18 protein-coding genes are annotated in these 15,944 nt (G+C 62.9%); 17 read left to right on the top strand and 1 reads right to left on the bottom strand.

The window, feature by feature from the left end:
- Window positions 1-60: 60 nt before the first annotated feature.
- The 4 genes from fabA to N4J17_RS03835 are packed head-to-tail and all read left to right on the top strand — an operon-like array spanning window position 61 to window position 3,388.
- Window positions 61-576, top strand: coding sequence for a 3-hydroxyacyl-[acyl-carrier-protein] dehydratase FabA (fabA, locus tag N4J17_RS03820; RefSeq protein ID WP_198324148.1), 516 nt, complete (start codon window positions 61-63; stop codon window positions 574-576).
- 11 nt (window positions 577-587) lie between these two features.
- On the top strand, window positions 588-1,808 hold the full coding sequence (gene fabB / locus N4J17_RS03825; protein WP_198324147.1) for a beta-ketoacyl-ACP synthase I: 1,221 nt from the start codon (window positions 588-590) through the stop codon (window positions 1,806-1,808).
- Entirely contained in the window at window positions 1,798-2,667 is an 870-nt protein-coding gene (gene ttcA / locus N4J17_RS03830) for a tRNA 2-thiocytidine(32) synthetase TtcA (protein ID WP_198324146.1), read from the top strand. The genes fabB and ttcA overlap by 11 nt, the downstream gene beginning before the upstream one ends.
- Window positions 2,668-2,674: 7 nt before the next feature.
- On the top strand, window positions 2,675-3,388 hold the full coding sequence (locus N4J17_RS03835) for a hypothetical protein (protein WP_198324145.1): 714 nt from the start codon (window positions 2,675-2,677) through the stop codon (window positions 3,386-3,388).
- On the opposite strand, the gene N4J17_RS03840 is transcribed toward N4J17_RS03835, so the two are convergent.
- Window positions 3,385-3,969: a hypothetical protein gene (locus N4J17_RS03840; protein WP_198324144.1), complete on the bottom strand. Its 585-nt coding sequence runs from the start codon at window positions 3,967-3,969 to the stop codon at window positions 3,385-3,387. The two genes, N4J17_RS03835 and N4J17_RS03840, sit on opposite strands and share 4 nt — an antisense overlap.
- Window positions 3,970-4,245: 276 nt before the next feature.
- Between N4J17_RS03840 and iscR the strand changes: the two genes are divergently transcribed.
- From iscR to rsxC, 13 genes are all read left to right on the top strand, one after another.
- On the top strand, window positions 4,246-4,734 hold the full coding sequence (iscR, locus tag N4J17_RS03845) for a Fe-S cluster assembly transcriptional regulator IscR (protein WP_198324143.1): 489 nt from the start codon (window positions 4,246-4,248) through the stop codon (window positions 4,732-4,734).
- Window positions 4,731-5,852, top strand: a complete 1,122-nt coding sequence (locus N4J17_RS03850) for a cysteine desulfurase family protein (RefSeq protein WP_198324142.1) — start codon at window positions 4,731-4,733, stop codon at window positions 5,850-5,852. The genes iscR and N4J17_RS03850 overlap by 4 nt, the downstream gene beginning before the upstream one ends.
- Window positions 5,853-5,883: 31 nt before the next feature.
- On the top strand, window positions 5,884-6,207 hold the full coding sequence (locus N4J17_RS03855) for a HesB/IscA family protein (RefSeq protein WP_198324141.1): 324 nt from the start codon (window positions 5,884-5,886) through the stop codon (window positions 6,205-6,207).
- A gap of 147 nt (window positions 6,208-6,354) precedes the next feature.
- The gene (ndk, locus tag N4J17_RS03860; RefSeq protein ID WP_198324140.1) at window positions 6,355-6,786 is read left to right on the top strand and encodes a nucleoside-diphosphate kinase; all 432 of its coding nucleotides are present in this window, start codon (window positions 6,355-6,357) and stop codon (window positions 6,784-6,786) included.
- Window positions 6,761-7,861: a 23S rRNA (adenine(2503)-C(2))-methyltransferase RlmN gene (gene rlmN, locus N4J17_RS03865; RefSeq protein ID WP_198324139.1), complete on the top strand. Its 1,101-nt coding sequence runs from the start codon at window positions 6,761-6,763 to the stop codon at window positions 7,859-7,861. Before ndk ends, rlmN begins: the two co-directional genes overlap by 26 nt.
- A gap of 20 nt (window positions 7,862-7,881) precedes the next feature.
- A complete protein-coding gene (pilW, locus tag N4J17_RS03870; RefSeq protein WP_232470730.1) occupies window positions 7,882-8,631 on the top strand; it encodes a type IV pilus biogenesis/stability protein PilW in 750 nt (249 codons plus the stop codon).
- Window positions 8,632-8,664: 33 nt separating this feature from the next.
- Window positions 8,665-9,933, top strand: a complete 1,269-nt coding sequence (gene hisS, locus N4J17_RS03875) for a histidine--tRNA ligase (RefSeq protein ID WP_198324138.1) — start codon at window positions 8,665-8,667, stop codon at window positions 9,931-9,933.
- A gap of 13 nt (window positions 9,934-9,946) precedes the next feature.
- On the top strand, window positions 9,947-10,582 hold the full coding sequence (locus tag N4J17_RS03880) for a YfgM family protein (RefSeq protein WP_198324137.1): 636 nt from the start codon (window positions 9,947-9,949) through the stop codon (window positions 10,580-10,582).
- Window positions 10,579-11,766, top strand: coding sequence for an outer membrane protein assembly factor BamB (bamB, locus tag N4J17_RS03885; RefSeq protein WP_198324136.1), 1,188 nt, complete (start codon window positions 10,579-10,581; stop codon window positions 11,764-11,766). Before N4J17_RS03880 ends, bamB begins: the two co-directional genes overlap by 4 nt.
- Before the next feature lie 2 nt (window positions 11,767-11,768).
- Window positions 11,769-13,160: a ribosome biogenesis GTPase Der gene (gene der / locus N4J17_RS03890; protein WP_198324135.1), complete on the top strand. Its 1,392-nt coding sequence runs from the start codon at window positions 11,769-11,771 to the stop codon at window positions 13,158-13,160.
- A 73-nt stretch (window positions 13,161-13,233) separates the two neighbouring features.
- A complete protein-coding gene (rsxA, locus tag N4J17_RS03895; protein ID WP_198324134.1) occupies window positions 13,234-13,815 on the top strand; it encodes an electron transport complex subunit RsxA in 582 nt (193 codons plus the stop codon).
- 18 nt (window positions 13,816-13,833) lie between these two features.
- Entirely contained in the window at window positions 13,834-14,370 is a 537-nt protein-coding gene (gene rsxB / locus N4J17_RS03900; RefSeq protein ID WP_198324133.1) for an electron transport complex subunit RsxB, read from the top strand.
- Window positions 14,370-15,941 (top strand): electron transport complex subunit RsxC, encoded by a 1,572-nt coding sequence (gene rsxC, locus N4J17_RS03905; protein WP_198324132.1) that lies wholly within the window; start codon window positions 14,370-14,372, stop codon window positions 15,939-15,941. Before rsxB ends, rsxC begins: the two co-directional genes overlap by 1 nt.
- Window positions 15,942-15,944 lie beyond the last annotated feature (3 nt).

Genomic DNA, 15,944 nt, shown 5'->3' on the forward strand with positions numbered 1-15,944 from the left:
GATATACTATAAAAATTTCTCTGCTCCCAGATAACCATAACCATAATAAAGAATAAGTCGATGTCAAGACGCAACAGCTATACGTGGGACGAGTTACTGCAGTGCGCCCGAGGCGAGATGTTCGGGCCAGGTAACGCCCAACTGCCCGCCCCACCCATGCTGATGTTCGATCGCATCACTCACATCGACTCGGTGGGCGGCTCCTTCGACAAGGGAATGATCGTCGCTGAGCTGGACGTCAAACCCGAACTGTGGTTTTTCGATTGCCATTTCATCTCCGACCCCGTAATGCCGGGATGCCTGGGACTGGACGCCATGTGGCAGATGGTTGGATTCTACCTGGGCTGGATCGGCGGCAAGGGGCGGGGGCGCGCCCTTGGCGTCGGTGAAGTCAAGTTTCGCGGCCAGGTCCTCCCGCACAACAGGCTCGTGACCTACCGCATCAACCTCAAACGGGTGATCCTCCGCAAACTGGTCATGGGCATCGCCGACGCGGAGATGGAATGCGACGGCAAGGTCATCTATGAAGCCAACGACCTTCGAGTCGGTCTTTTCACGAGCACGGACGACTTCTAAGGAGCACAGATATGAGACGTGTAGTCGTTACCGGCATCGGCATCGTTTCCAGCATCGGCAACAACAAAGCCGAGGTCGTGGAGTCCCTGCGGCTCGGGCGCTCCGGCGTCTGCCGTTCCGAGGAATACGGCGAACTCGGCTTCCGCAGCCAAGTCTACGCCCCGATCCGGCTGAATCCCGACGAACGCATCGACCGCAAGATCCGCCGCTTCATGGGCGACGGTGCCGCGTTCAATTATCTCGCCATGCAGGAAGCCATCGCCGACGCCGGGCTCGAACCCGGCGAGGTTTCCGACCCCCGTACCGGCCTGATCATGGGATCCGGTGGCCCGTCGACTTCCAATATGCTGGCCGCCTGGAGTACTTTCCGCGAAAAAGGCGTGAAGAAAGTCGGGCCGTACATGGTGCCGCGCTCAATGTCCAACACCAACTCCGCCTGCCTGGCTACGCCGTTCCAGATCAAAGGCGTCAACTATTCGATCAGCTCGGCCTGCGCCACCAGCGCCCACTGCATCGGCAATGCCGCGGAACAGATCCAATTAGGCAAACAGGACATCGTATTTGCCGGGGGGGGCGAAGAAATCCATTGGACCATGAGTGTATTGTTCGATGCGATGGGCGCGCTGTCGACCAAGTACAACGACGCACCCGAATGCGCCTCCCGGCCCTACGACGCCGATCGTGACGGCTTCGTCATCTCCGGCGGCGGCGGCGTCCTCGTCTTGGAGGAACTGGAGCATGCCAAGGCGCGCGGGGCCCGGATCTATGCGGAACTCACCGGTTACGGCGCCACCTCCGACGGCTACGATATGGTCCAGCCCTCCGGCGAGGGGGCAGTGCGCTGCATGCGGCAGGCGATGGCCACGATGTCCGCGGCGCAAGTCGACTACATCAACGCCCACGGCACCAGCACGCCGGTTGGCGACATCCGCGAACTGGAGGCCATGAGGGCCGTATTCGGCGACGATGTGCCGCCGGTCAGTTCCACCAAGTCCTTGACCGGCCATGCCCTCGGCGCCGCCGGGGTGCACGAGGCGATCTACTCCCTCTTGATGCTCGAACACGGTTTCATCTGCGCTTCGGCCAATATACAAACCCTCGATCCCGGCGCGGAGGGCATCCCCATCGTTCGCGAGCGGATCGACGGAGTGCGCCTCGACACGGTGATGTCCAACAGCTTCGGTTTCGGGGGCACCAACGCGACCCTGATCTTCCAACGCTATGCCGGCTAACACAGCAGCCCCTCTTTACGCCAAGGAACGCTACGAGTTCAACAAGCTGCAGAAGCGGCTGCGAAGGCTCACGGGGCAGGCCATCGCCGACTACGGAATGATCCAGGAAGGGGACCGCGTGATGGTCTGCCTGTCTGGCGGCAAGGACTCCTTCACTCTGCTGGACATCCTGCTGAAACTGCGGATCAACGCACCGGTGAGCTTCGACCTCATCGCAGTCAACCTGGATCAGAAACAGCCGGGTTTTCCGGCCGACGTCCTGCCGAACTACCTATCGGAGCAGGGCATTCCCTTCCATATCATTGAGCAGGACACCTACAGCATCGTCAAGAGCATCATCCCGGAAGGCAAAACCACTTGCGGCCTGTGTTCCCGCCTGCGGCGCGGCCTGTTGTACCGCTACGCGGCCGAGCGAGGCATCACCAAGATCGCGCTGGGACACCATCGCGACGACATCCTGGAAACGTTCTTCCTCAACCTGTTCTACGGCGGTACTTTGAAAGCCATGCCGCCCAAGCTGCTCAGCGATGACCGCCGTCACATCGTGATCCGGCCCCTGGCTTATTGCAAAGAGGAAGACATTGCCGAATACGCCAGGATCCGCGGCTTCCCCATCATTCCCTGCAATCTGTGCGGCTCCCAGGAAAATCTCCAGCGTCAGGCCATGAAAACCATGCTCAAGGAGTGGAAAAAACGTCATCCGGGCCGGGTCGAAACCGTGTTCACGGCACTCCAGAACGTCGCTCCCTCGCAGCTTGCCGACACCCGGCTGTTCGACTTCGCGGCTCTGGAGTCACTCCGCAACACCGCGGAGAGCGCACCGGAGTGCGGCGCCGGACTGGACATCCTCTCTGTCTGAGCCCATCATGGGAGCGCTACGCCGGAGCCGTCGTCAACCGTCGCGCCTGCACGCGGCGCTCGCTCCGGAAGATTGGGCCGAGCGGCTGCAAATCTGGCTGTCACTGCTCCTGCAGACACTGATCCTGGGCGTCTTCATCGGCGCCCTGCACGAGGCTCAATGGCTGGTCGCCTTCACGTCACTCGCCGTGCTCGCTATGACCTTCCTGCCCGCCATAATCGCCCGCCAGTTCCAGGTCCAGTTGCCAGTGGAGTTCACGTTCGTCACCTGCCTGTTCCTGTACGCCGCATTCGGCCTGGGCGAAGTGGCGATGTTCTACGAACGGTTCTGGTGGTGGGACCTGTTGCTGCACAGTGTTTCGGCGCTGGTCATGGGACTCCTGGGCTTCCTGCTGATCTATGCCTTCCACAGCACCCATCGGGTAAAAATGGCGCCGTTCTACGTTGCCATCACGGCGTTCTGTTACTCAATGTCGGTAGGCGCCTTGTGGGAGATTTTCGAATTCCTGATGGACCAGAGCTTCGGCTTCAACATGCAGAAATCGGCGCACGATACCATGACCGACCTCATCGTCGATGCCGCCGGCGCCTTTCTGGCCGCATGGATGGGCTATCACTACGTCAAAAACGGCGACTCGCTCATTGCCGACCGGCTGGTCCGGCGCTTCGTGGCGCGCAACCCGCACCTGTTCCCACCGCGACGGAACTCGGGCATCCGCTAACGGCGCCTGAGGGTAAACCTGGACCGGTCCCCTGTGGAGCACTGAAACTCGCCCTGGATGATCACGCCCCCCTGCCGGGCTTCGGCCTCGAAATCGCAGAAATTGCCGGGCAGCATCAGCGATTCCGTGCGGCCGGAAAAAGCCTCTCCCTCCACCGAACCCTTCAGATTCCCCGCGTCACCGGCGCTGTTGGAATAGTTCCCGTAGACCGCGTAGCCGCGCTGGTCCAGGGACATCTCCAGCGAAAAACTCATGCCTTCGCTGTAACCGGCGGTACGGATTTCACTGCCGGAATAGTTGCCAGTGACGGAAAGAGGACCCGGGGCTTCATTCCCTTCGCCAGCCGCCGGCGCTTGTTCGTTCTGTGGAACCGAAGGCTCCAGCAAAGGGCGACCCAGCTGCTCCGCCGTCCGCGGCGTCGGTTCAGCCTGCTCCTCACCACCCTCGTGGCCGGGACCAAACACGCCAAACCGATCCAGCGCAACGATCAGCGCCGTGATACCGACGATGAACACAACCGCGGCCGCCTTCCTGCCGGCGGTGCCGTGCTCCAGCTCGGATGCGTGGTGATGATCGGCCATTTGCGTTTACTCCGCGTCCCTCACTTTGTAATCCCCGCGTCTGATTGTCCGATTAACGGCTGGGACTGTCTATGCCGACATGCCCCGCCGCAGGATCGAAGCGTTCCGGAGCCACCGAGCCGTCCAGCAGAAAAAACTTTCGAGCCGACACCCGGATCGGTTGAATTGAACACGGAAAAGCCACAGAATAATTTACTAAATCGCTCGGGCATATCTGGCCACCGTCGCTTGATCGGCTGAATCCTGAAATTTCGTCAACTGGGGAGGAAAAATGTCGTGCGACTGACGACGAAGGGCCGCTATGCGGTCACCGCCATGCTGGATCTCGCGTATCACAGCGAAACGAATCCGGTCACACTGACCGATATCGCCAAGCGGCAGAATATATCCTTATCCTATCTCGAACAACTGTTCGCCCGCCTGCGCCGGGCCGGCATGGTGGAAGGCGTCCGCGGCCCCGGTGGCGGCTACCAGCTGAGCCGCGGCGCGAACGAGATCAATATCGCCGAAATCATCGCCGCCGTGGACGAGCCGATCGATTCCACCCGTTGTGGCGGCAAGGCCAACTGTCAGAACAACCAACCCTGTCTCACTCACGATCTTTGGATGGGTCTGAGTGAACAGATTCGTGAGTACCTCGCATCCATCAGCCTCGGTGAAGTACTGAACCGCCAGCCGGTTCGGCAGGTCGCCGAACGGCAGGACCGCCAGAGCCTGCGGCGCGCCGAACTGCTCATGGGACAGGAGCCGGCCAAGACCGGATGATCTACTTCGATCACAACGCCACCACCCCGCTGGACGAGCGGGTGCTGGAGGCCATGCTGCCCTACCTGAAATCCTGCCACGGCAATCCCTCCAGTCTGCACCGCCCCGGCCGTATCGCCCGCGACGCCGTGGAAACCGCCCGCGCCCAGGTTGCCGCGCTGGCCGGCGCAGCGCCCAGCCAGGTCTTGTTCACCAGCGGCGGCAGCGAAGCCAACAACCTCGCCATCAAAGGACTGGCCTGGAGCCTGAAACCCGGCCGCATCCGTATTGGCGCCACCGAACACCCCTCCGTCGCCGAACCCACACGGTTCCTCGCCAGGTACGGCTGGGACTGTCGCACCCTGGCGGTGGACGCGCAGGGGCTGATCGAGGATGCCACCCTCGACGCCATTGCGGAAAACCCGCCAGACATCGTCTCGGTGATGCTGGCCAACAACGAGACCGGAGTGATCCAGGACGTCCGCCGCATCGCCACTTTGGCCACGGGTACCTGGCTCCATTGCGATGCGGTCCAGGCAGCGGGAAAAATTCCTTTGAGCTTCGCCGGGACCGGCGCTCACCTGATGTCCTTGTCGGGACACAAGATCGGCGGCCCCAAGGGAGCGGGCGCATTGATTGCCGACGCTTCAGTCCCGCTGACACCGCTCATCCATGGCGGTGAACAGGAAAAGGGCCTGCGCGGCGGCACCGAGAACGTCGCCGCGATCGTCGGTTTCGGCAAAGCCGCCGAGCTTGCCGCCACCGAACTGGAAGAGCGCAGCCAGCGGCTGCGCCGGCTGCGCAACCGCCTGGAACAGGGCATCGAAGAACTCCCCCGCACGACGGTCTTCGCCCGCACCGCGGAGCGGCTCCCCAATACATTACAGTTCGCCGTGGCCGGCTATGACGGCGAGACCCTCGTCATGCTGCTGGACCGGCACGGCATCGCGGTTTCCAGCGGTTCAGCCTGCGCCAGCGGAGCGCGTGAACCCAGCCCGGTGCTGCTCGCCATGGGTGTCGATCCGGCCCTGGCCACGGGAGCGGTGCGGATCAGTCTCGGCAAGGACAACACCGAAACCGAGGTGGAACAACTGCTGGCCGCGCTCGGTCGAATCCTCGAAACAGGAACGCAATGTTGACATTTCACGCTTACATCTTGAGGACATCATCATGGCTGTGACAGTGACCGAAAATGCCGCCGCACAGATAGCCAGGCAACTCCGGCGCCGCGGACGCGGGCTGGGACTGCGCCTGGGCATCCGGCAGGCAGGATGCTCGGGCTACGCCTACGTCGTGGATTACGCCGACGAAATCGCCGCAGACGACGCGGTATTCGAACAGCACGGCGTCAAGGTCGTGGTCAAAACCGCTGACCTGACTTACCTCGATGGCGTCGAAATCGACTACGCCCGGGAAGGACTGAACGAAGCCTTCCGCTTCCACAATCCCAAGGCCACCGCGAGTTGCGGCTGCGGTGAAAGCTTCGCGGTCTAAAGCCGCTCCGGCCGAGGCGCGATACTCCAAAACATTACAAAAATCCGGTAGAATCAATGGATTTTTTCCATCCGGGCGGTATCGCCCCGAATGGATGGGGCCAGCCCCCGTGCGATTTCAATCCACTCTAAAACGCAAGGAGATTCCATGGCGGTAGAACGCACCCTTTCCATCATCAAGCCGGACGCGGTCGCCAAGAACGTCATCGGCGAGATTTATTCCCGCTTCGAAAAGGCCGGCCTCAGGATCGTGGCCGCGAAGATGACCCAGCTCTCCCGTGAACAGGCCGAAGGCTTCTATGCTGTACACCGGGAACGCCCGTTCTTCAATGACTTGGTATCGTTCATGATCAGTGGCCCAGTCATGATCCAGGTGCTGGAAGGCGAGAACGCCATCGCCAAGAACCGCGAACTGATGGGTGCCACCAATCCCAGGGATGCCGCCCCCGGCACCATCCGCGCCGACTTCGCCGTCAGTATCGACGAGAATGCGGTGCACGGCTCCGATGGTCCGGAAACGGCGGCCCAGGAGATCGCCTATTTCTTCAAGAGCGATGAAATCCGCCCCCGTACCCGCTGACGCGGAAACCCGCGTCAATCTGCTCGATCTGGACCGGGAAGGCATGGAAGCCTTCTTCGTCCGCATCGGCGAAAAGCCGTTCCGCGCCTCGCAGCTGCTGCAATGGATCCATCAGCGCGGCGTCACCGACTTCGGCCTGATGACCAATCTGAGCAAAGCGCTGCGCAGCCGGTTGGAAGCCGTGAGCGAGATCCGGCCGCCCGAACTCGTGCTCGAGCAGCGCTCGGCTGACGGCACCCGCAAATGGGTGCTGCAGGTGGACGCCGTCAACCGGGTCGAGACCGTGCTTATCCCCGATGAGGGACGCAACACCCTGTGCGTCTCCTCACAGGTGGGCTGCTCGCTCGAATGCTCGTTCTGTTCCACCGCCCGTCAGGGATTCAACCGCAACCTGACGACATCCGAGATCATCGGCCAACTCTGGGTGGCGCAGCACCGACTCGGCGAAGAACAACGCATCAGCAACGTGGTGCTGATGGGCATGGGCGAGCCGCTGCTCAACTTCGGCAACGTGGTCGCCGCAACCCGGTTGATGATGGACGACTTCGCTTACGGCCTGTCGAAACGGCGGGTCACGCTCAGCACCTCCGGCATCGTACCGGCGCTGGACCGGCTGGCCGAGGTCAGCGACATCAGCCTGGCGGTGTCGCTGCACGCTCCCGACGACACCCTGCGCAACGAACTGGTCCCGATCAACCGCAAGTACCCCATCAGGGATTTGTTGGCCGCCTGTAAACGCTATGTCGGCACGGAAAACCGCCGCAAAATCACTTTCGAATACGTGATGCTGGAGGGGGTGAACGACCAGCCCGAACATGCCCGCGCCCTGATCCGGCTGCTGAGCCATGTGCCGTCCAAGGTCAACCTGATCCCGTTCAACCCCTTCCCGAACTCGGCTTACCGCTGCTCGCGCCCCGAGACCATCGCCCGCTTCGCCCAGATTCTCCAGGATGCCGGACTCATCACCACCACCCGCAAGACCCGGGGCCGTGACATCGACGCCGCCTGTGGCCAACTGGTAGGCAAGGTCAACGACCGCAGCCGGCGCCAGTTCCGTCTGCACGCCGCGCATTGATGATGAGAGGATGGCTGCCTTTGACTGCACTGCTGGGAACCATTGCCGCCTGCACTACGCCAGAGCAAAAGCCGCACGCGGCCAACGACCCCTACGGCGAGCTCAGCACTGCGGACGTCTATGTCCAGAAAGGCGTCCGCTACATGGCGCTGGGAGCCCTGGAAGCGGCTCTGGCCGACTTGAAGCATGCGGTGGAGCTGAACCCGGCCAACAGCGATGCGCACGACGCACTGGCCATTCTTTACGAAAAGCTGGGCCAGACCGCGCAAGCCGACCAGCATTTCCGCGAAGCCCTGGCATTGAACCCGGAAAATTACAGCGCCTTCAACAATTACGGACGTTTCCTCTGCCATACCGGACACACCCAGGAAGCCTTGGCCAAGTTCGAAGCCGCCTATTCGACCCCCCTCTACCCGCAACCCTGGATTCCCTTCTCCAATGCCGGGACCTGCCTGCGCCGTGCAGGCCGGACCGCGGAAGCCGAGCCGTATCTGCGCCGGGCGCTGGAGAAGAACCCCGGCTACCCACCGGCGCTGCTGGAAATGGCCCATGTCAGTCTGGAAGCACGGCAATACCTGTCCACCCGCGCCTTCCTGCAACGTTACCAGACCGTCGCCGCAGACACGCCGGAGACCCTCTGGCTCGGCGTCCAGACCGAACTGGCCCTGGGCGATGCCACCGAGGCCCGGCGACTAGCCGACCGGATCTGGGCGGAGTTTCCGGATTCGGGCGAAGCCGTGCAGGCGCGGCGCCTGTTCGGGAAACCGTGACCGCGCTTGCCCATCGCTAGACAGATCGACCCCATGAGCGAAAAAATCCAAGCCGTCCGTGGCATGCACGACATCCTGCCGGACATGACGCCGCGCTGGCAGCAGGTCGAACACCAGATCCGCAGCGTCATGGCTAGCTATGGCTACCGCGAGATCCGCCTGCCCATCGTCGAAAAGACCGAACTGTTCAAACGCTCCATCGGCGAAGTCACCGACATCGTCGAGAAAGAGATGTATGTCTTCGAGGACCGCAACGGCGACTCGCTGACCCTGCGCCCCGAAGGCACTGCCGGGTGCCTGCGTGCCTGCCTCGAGCATGGCCTGCTGCACAACCAGACCCATCGGCTGTGGTATGCAGGCCCTATGTTCCGCCACGAGCGACCCCAGAAAGGGCGTTACCGGCAGTTCCACCAGGTCGGTGTCGAGGTGTTCGGCATGCCCGGACCGGACATCGATGCGGAACTGATCTTCCTGAGCCGCCGGCTCTGGCAGCGCTTAGGGGTGGCCCACAAACTGCGGCTGGAACTGAACTCCCTGGGCACGCCCGACGAACGGCTGGCCTACCGCCAGATTCTGGTGGATTATCTGCGCGAGAATTACGACGGGCTGGATGCGGACAGCGTGCGGCGCCTGGAAACCAATCCGCTGCGCATCCTGGACAGCAAGAATCCGGCAATGAAAGAACTGCTGGCCGGCGCGCCGGTGCTGGCCGACTATCTGGGCGGGGCATCGCGTGCCCACTTCGAGGGACTGACCGCGCTACTGGATGCCACCGACGTCCCTTATGTGATCAACCCGCGCCTGGTGCGGGGCCTCGATTATTACTGCAACACCGTATTCGAATGGGTGACGGACGAACTGGGCACTCAGGGCACCGTCTGCGCCGGCGGCCGCTACGATGGCCTAGTGGCCCAGCTCGGCGGCCGCGACTCCAGTGCCATCGGCTTCGCCTTGGGGATGGAACGCCTGATCGAGTTGACCGGTGAGGCTTTCGCCGACGCTGCCCCGCATATCTATTTCATCATGGCGGGTACGGCCGCAGAGCGACGCGGTGCAGTGCTGGCGGAAATGCTCAGGGACGCTTTTCCCGGCCTGCGGCTCGTGGTCAATTGCGGAGGCGGCAGCTTCAAGAACCAGTTCAAACGCGCCGACAAGAGCGAAGCGGCTTTCGCCCTGATCCTGGGCGAGGACGAAATGCGCGACGACAGCATCAGTCTGAAACCCTTACGTTCGGACGGTGCCCAGCAGACAGTCGCCCAGGCGGACCTGGTCCGGCTCATCCAATCCTGTGTCCCAATCTGAACGAGAGGTTGCCATGGAAGTTTATCTGACCGAAGAAGAGCGCCTCGAAGCGCTCAAACGCTGGTGGAAAGCCAACGCCAATTCCATCGTCTGGGGCGTGGCGCTGGGCATCGCTGTGATCGTCGGCTGGGGCGCGTGGAAACGTTCCCAGGAGGAAAAGGCATTGCTCGGGGGAACGCTGTACCAACAGCTCCTCGATGCCGTGGCGAACAAGCAGACCGAGGCCGCCATCCAACTGGGCGAACGGATCGACCAGCAGTTCCCAGGCTCCGCTTATGCCACTTATGGCAAGCTGTTCCTGGTACGGCTCAAAGTGGAGGCGGACGATCTGGCCGGCGCCAAAACCCTGCTGCAACAGCTGATCGCGTCCGCCAAGGATGAGAAAATCCTGCAGATCGCACGACTGCGGCTCGCCGAAATCCAGCTCGGACTCGGCGAAACCGAGGAGGCGCTGAGACGGGTGGAAAGCCTAACGGGCGGCACCCCGGAATTCGCCGCACTTCGTGAGGAATTGAAAGGCGACATTTACCTCGCCCTGAATCGCCCGGAAGAAGCCCGCGCCGCCTATCTGAAGGCGCGTCGGGAAGGCCAGCCTTCACCCCTGCTGGAACTCAAGCTGACCGACCTCGGCACCCCCGCCACCCGATGATCCGCCGCGCCCTACTCATCGCCTCGCTCGCCGTCCTTCCCGGCTGCGCCGGCCTGGATGCCATCCAGAATGCCTACCAGGGCATTCAGGACTACTTCACCGGCAAGGACAATGCCGAACCTCCCGCGCCGCTGGCCGAAATCACGCCCCAGGTAAAGGCGGACAAACTCTGGGTAGCGGAAATCGGTGATGGCTACGACGACCAAAGCATCAATCTCGGCCCCGCCGTGGAAGACAGCCGCGTGTTCGCCGCGGAACGGCATGGCACGGTCGAGGCATTCAACCGCCTTACCGGCGAGAAACTGTGGTCGGTCGACCATGAAATGGAGTTGTCTGCCGGCCCCGTGTTCGACGATGGCGAGTTGTTCCTGGCGACCGCGGAAGGAGCGATCATCGTGCTGAACGCGGCCGACGGCGCGCTGATCTGGAAAGCCTCTCTTGCCAGTGAGATCCTTTCCGTTCCCGCCGTCGCGGACGACGTGGTGGTGGTCCGCGGCACGAACGGCCATCTGACTGGCCTGGACCGAAAATCCGGCGCCATGCGCTGGTATTTCGAGCGCCACGCCCCACCGCTGGCCATACGCAGCCGGGGGGCTCCGATCATCGCCGGCGACCTGGTGATCGACGGTTTCGGGGGTGGCAAGGTGAGTGCCATCCAGCTCAAGGAAGGCCGGCTGGCCTGGGAGGCCAACGTGTCCCTGCCGCGCGGCCGCTCCGAAATCGAACGGCTGGTCGATCTCAGCGCCACGCCGGTAGTGCGGAACGACTCAGTATTCGTTTCCGGCTACCAGGGCGGTACCGCCTCGCTGGGACTCAATACGGGCGAAGTGCAGTGGAAACGCGAGAGCATTTCCTCTCCCGCCGGCATGACGGCCGACCGCAGGGAGCTGTACGTCACCGATGCCAATGCCGATCTCTGGCAACTCGCCATCCGCAACGGCGAAGACCAGTGGAAACAGACTGAGCTGCACCAGCGCCGCCTGACCGCCCCCGCCCTGGTGAAGGACTATCTGGTGGTCGGCGATTTCGAAGGCTATCTGCACGTGCTGAACAAGGAGGACGGACGCATCGTCGGACGCGTCCGAGTCACCGAGGCACCCATTGAATACCCTCCGCTGGTGTATGGCGACATCGTCTACGTCTATGCCACTGACGGCACCCTGGCCGCGATCACGGTGGATTGAGCATGCTGCCCGTCGTCGCCCTGATAGGCCGCACCAATGTCGGCAAATCCACCTTGTTCAACTATCTAACCCGGACCCGTGACGCACTGGTGGCCGACTATCCCGGCCTGACCCGGGACCGCCAATACGGCCGGGTACAGCGCGGCGAGCGCGATTATTTCGTGGTCGATACCGGCGGCATCATTGAGGCGGCCGAGGGTATCGACGACCGGGCGATGAAACAGGTGGACCACGTTCTCGATGAGGCCGACATCATTCTGTTTCTGGTTGACGTCCACGCCGGCTTGACCGCCGGCGACGAGCTCATCGCCGACCGGCTGCGCCGTATCAGCAAGCCGGTGCTGCTGGTCGTCAACAAGATCGACGGTACCCAAGCACTGATCGCCGGCGCCGAATTCCATGCGCTCGGTCTGGGTGAGCCGCTGCTCATTTCAGCCGCGCACGGCACCGGCGTGCCGGCAGTGCTGGAACGGGTCGAAGCGCTGCTGCCGGAAGCCGAAGGAATCGACGCGACGGGAGGTGAAGAGGGTATCCGCATCGCGGTGGTCGGTCGCCCCAATGTCGGCAAATCCACCCTGATCAACCGCATCCTGGGCGAGGATCGGGTAGTCGTTTACGACCAGCCCGGCACCACGCGGGATAGCATTTACATCCCGTTCGAAAGCCGCGGTGAGCGTTACACCCTGATCGACACTGCCGGCATCCGGCGCCGGGCCCGGGTCAACGAGGGCGTGGAAAAATTCAGCGTCATCAAGAGCTTCCAGGCCATTGAAAAGGCCCATGTGGTGATTTACCTGGTGGATGCCAGCGAGGGTCTCACCGACCAGGACGCCAACCTGCTCGGCATGGTCCTGGAGATCGGCCGGGGCCTGTTGATCGGTTTCAATAAATGGGACGGTCTGGCCCCGGACCAGCGTGACAAGGTCAAACGCCAGATCGATATCAAGCTGCCATTCCTCGAGTTCGCCAAGAAATATTTCATCTCGGCTCTACACGGCACCGGCGTGGGTGTCCTGATGGATGCGGTCAAACCGATCTATCAGTCCGCCACGGCGGATCTGTCGGCCTCGCGCCTGACCCAGGTGCTGCAGGATTGTTTGAACGCCCACCCACCCCCGCTGGTCCGGGGTCGCCGCATCAAACTCAAGTACGCTCACCAGGGCGGCCACAACCCACCGGTCATCGTGATCCACGGCAACCAGACCGAGGACCTGCCGGCCGCTTACAAGCGTTATCTCGGCAACGAGTTCCGCAAAGCCTTCAAGCTGCAGGGCGTACCGCTGAAGCTGGTGTTCAAGAGCGCCGAGAACCCGTTCCAAGGCCGCCGCAACGAACTGACCGAACGCCAGATCAGGAAGCGCCGGCGTATGATCCGCCACGTGAAGAAACGCTGACGAGCATTTCCCGAGCCATACCGTCAACCCTATAATTCGCCGTTTCCTCACCGGCGCATCGTCATCCCTCCTGATGAAAGACTATCTGTTGATCCTCGTCAGCACGACCCTGGTGAACAACTTCGTCCTGGTGAAGTTCCTAGGGCTCTGCCCCTTCATGGGCGTGTCCCGCAAATCGGAGACGGCGATCGGCATGGGACTGGCGACGACCTTCGTGCTGACCCTGTCCTCGGTCAGCAGTTATCTGGTCGACCGTTTCCTGCTGGAGCCTATGGGGCTGCCCTACCTGCGCACCCTAGCTTTCATCGTGGTGATCGCGGTGGTGGTCCAGTTCACCGAGATGGTCGTGAAGAAAACCAGCCCGCTGCTGCATCAGGTACTGGGAATTTTCCTGCCGCTGATCACGACCAACTGCGCGGTGCTCGGCGTGGCCCTGCTCAACGTCCAAGCGGACCACGACTTCATCGAATCCTTCCTCTACGGTTTCGGCGCCGCCGCCGGCTTCACCCTGGTGCTGGTGCTGTTCGCCGGTTTGCGGGAGCGGGTCGACGCCGCCGACGTGCCGGTACCGTTCCGCGGCAACGCCATCGCGCTGGTCACCGCCGGCCTCATTTCCGTCGCCTTCATGGGCTTCTCCGGCCTGGTCAAAGGTTAAAAAGAGGGCAGAACAAGGATGCTGGCATTTCTGGCTGTCTGCGTACTGTTCACCTTGTTCGGTGCGTTGCTTGGCTATTCTTCACGACGCTTCAAGGTGGAGGGCGATCCGCTGGCCGACAAGATCGATGCCCTGCTGCCGCAGACCCAATGCGGTCAATGCGGTTTCCCCGGCTGCCGCCCTTATGCCGAAGCCATCGCACGAGGGGATGCGGACATCAACCAATGCCCGCCCGGCGGCGAGGACGGCGTCCAGGCCCTGGCCGATCTGCTCGGGGTGGAACCCAAGCCGCTGAACAGTGAGCACGGCACCGAAAAATCCGCCAGCGTCGCCGTCATCGACGAAACCAAGTGCATCGGCTGCACCCTGTGCATCCAGGCCTGCCCGGTGGACGCCATCCTCGGCGCGGCCAAGCTGATGCATACCGTCATCGCCAGCGAATGCACCGGCTGCGAACTTTGCATAGCGCCCTGCCCGGTCGATTGCATCGCGCTGGAGCCGGCCCGTGGCAATCTCGGCAGCTGGCGCTGGCCCAAACCCGAAGAGGCCCCTTGATGCTCACGCTACACCGCTTCCACGGCGGCCTGCACCTGGACGCCCACAAAGAGGATTCGAGCCTCGCTCCACTGGCGACGGCCCCGGTTCCGCCGCGCCTAATCTTCCCGCTGCAGCAGCGCGGCGGGCAGAATGCGCAAAGCGTGGTGAGGATCGGCGACCACGTCCGTAAAGGGCAGGTCATCGCCCGCGGCGACGGACCGATGAATCCGCCGATCCATGCCTCTAGCTCAGGCATAGTCAGTGCCATCGAGCCACACCCGCTCCCGCATCCTTCCGGCCTAGCCGACCTGGCCATCGTGATCGATACCGATGGCGAGGATCTGGCGCTCGAAGCCGAGGCGCATCCCGACTACCACCGACTCGCACCGGACGAACTGCGCCGGATCATCTTCGAAGCCGGTATCGTGGGACTGGGCGGCGCGGCGTTCCCGACTGCGGTGAAGACCGATCCCGGCCACCGCGCGATCGACACTCTGATCCTCAACGGCGCCGAATGCGAACCCTACATCACCTGCGACGACAGCCTGCTACGGCATTTCCCGCGCGAAGTGCTGGAAGGTGCACGTATCCTGATGCAGGTATTGGGGGTCGAGCGCTGCCTGCTCGGCATCGAGGACGATATGCCGGAGGCGATCCGGGCACTGCGGGAAATCCGGCAAACCGGCGATTATTCGAGCATCGACATCGTCGTCGTGCCGGCCCTCTATCCCAGCGGCGGAGAGAAGCAGCTCATCCATCTCCTCACCGGGCGCGAAGTACCGGCCCGCGGCATCCCGGCCGATGCCGGCGTCGTGTGCCAGAACGTGGGCACGGCGGCGGCGGTATTCCGGGCGGTGGTGCGGGGCGAACCGCTGATCGAACGTATCGTCACCGTCACCGGTAAAGGCATCAGGAATCCAGGTAACTGGCTGGCCCGTATCGGCACCCCCATCGCCGATCTGGTTCGCTACAGCGGCGGCTATTCCGGCGCGGCCGAACGCTTGATCCTGGGGGGCCCGATGATGGGAATCTCCCTCCCCTCCGACGCGCTGCCCCTGGTCAAAGCCGCCAACTGCGTGCTGGTGACCGGCCGCGGCGAGACCACCGGCCCCAAACAGGCACTGCCCTGCATCCGCTGCGGCGCCTGCGCCGAGGTCTGCCCGATCAACCTGCTCCCTCAGCAGCTCTACTGGTACAGCCGCGCGGATAATCTGCGGCGGGCCGAAGAATATCAGCTGGCCGATTGCATCGAATGCGGCTGCTGCGATTACGTTTGCCCCAGTCACATTCCGCTGGTGCAGTACTTCCGCGCCGCCAAGAGCGAACTCGTCGCCAAGCAGCGCGAGCGCGCCAAGGCCGATCGTGCCCGGGAACGCTTCGAGGCCCGGCAAGCCCGCAAGGAACGCGAGAAGCAGGAGCGCGCCGAGGCTGCGCAACGCAAGAAAGCGGCTCTGGCCAAACCGGACGCATCCGAGATCCAGGACGCCATCGCCCGCGCCAAGGCCCGCAAACGCCCGCCCGGGTCCACGCCGGTGGCGGACGTGGCAGCCAGCGAATCGACCCCGCCCCAGGAACCGCTCCACAACTAGACC

Origin of the sequence: Methylococcus capsulatus (assembly GCF_036864975.1) — a bacterium.
Taxonomy (GTDB): Bacteria; Pseudomonadota; Gammaproteobacteria; order Methylococcales; family Methylococcaceae; genus Methylococcus.

Excerpts from the sequence above, each read along its gene's own strand:
- fabA (WP_198324148.1), top strand. The coding sequence starts at position 61 with ATGTCAAGACGCAACAGCTATACGTGGGACGAGTTACTGCAGTGCGCC.
- fabB (WP_198324147.1), top strand. The coding sequence starts at position 588 with ATGAGACGTGTAGTCGTTACCGGCATCGGCATCGTTTCCAGCATCGGC.
- ttcA (WP_198324146.1), top strand. The coding sequence starts at position 1,798 with ATGCCGGCTAACACAGCAGCCCCTCTTTACGCCAAGGAACGCTACGAG.
- N4J17_RS03835 (WP_198324145.1), top strand. The coding sequence starts at position 2,675 with ATGGGAGCGCTACGCCGGAGCCGTCGTCAACCGTCGCGCCTGCACGCG.
- N4J17_RS03840 (WP_198324144.1), bottom strand. The coding sequence starts at position 3,969 with ATGGCCGATCATCACCACGCATCCGAGCTGGAGCACGGCACCGCCGGC.
- N4J17_RS03850 (WP_198324142.1), top strand. The coding sequence starts at position 4,731 with ATGATCTACTTCGATCACAACGCCACCACCCCGCTGGACGAGCGGGTG.
- N4J17_RS03855 (WP_198324141.1), top strand. The coding sequence starts at position 5,884 with ATGGCTGTGACAGTGACCGAAAATGCCGCCGCACAGATAGCCAGGCAA.
- ndk (WP_198324140.1), top strand. The coding sequence starts at position 6,355 with ATGGCGGTAGAACGCACCCTTTCCATCATCAAGCCGGACGCGGTCGCC.
- rlmN (WP_198324139.1), top strand. The coding sequence starts at position 6,761 with ATGAAATCCGCCCCCGTACCCGCTGACGCGGAAACCCGCGTCAATCTG.
- hisS (WP_198324138.1), top strand. The coding sequence starts at position 8,665 with ATGAGCGAAAAAATCCAAGCCGTCCGTGGCATGCACGACATCCTGCCG.
- N4J17_RS03880 (WP_198324137.1), top strand. The coding sequence starts at position 9,947 with ATGGAAGTTTATCTGACCGAAGAAGAGCGCCTCGAAGCGCTCAAACGC.
- bamB (WP_198324136.1), top strand. The coding sequence starts at position 10,579 with ATGATCCGCCGCGCCCTACTCATCGCCTCGCTCGCCGTCCTTCCCGGC.
- der (WP_198324135.1), top strand. The coding sequence starts at position 11,769 with ATGCTGCCCGTCGTCGCCCTGATAGGCCGCACCAATGTCGGCAAATCC.
- rsxA (WP_198324134.1), top strand. The coding sequence starts at position 13,234 with ATGAAAGACTATCTGTTGATCCTCGTCAGCACGACCCTGGTGAACAAC.
- rsxB (WP_198324133.1), top strand. The coding sequence starts at position 13,834 with ATGCTGGCATTTCTGGCTGTCTGCGTACTGTTCACCTTGTTCGGTGCG.
- rsxC (WP_198324132.1), top strand. The coding sequence starts at position 14,370 with ATGCTCACGCTACACCGCTTCCACGGCGGCCTGCACCTGGACGCCCAC.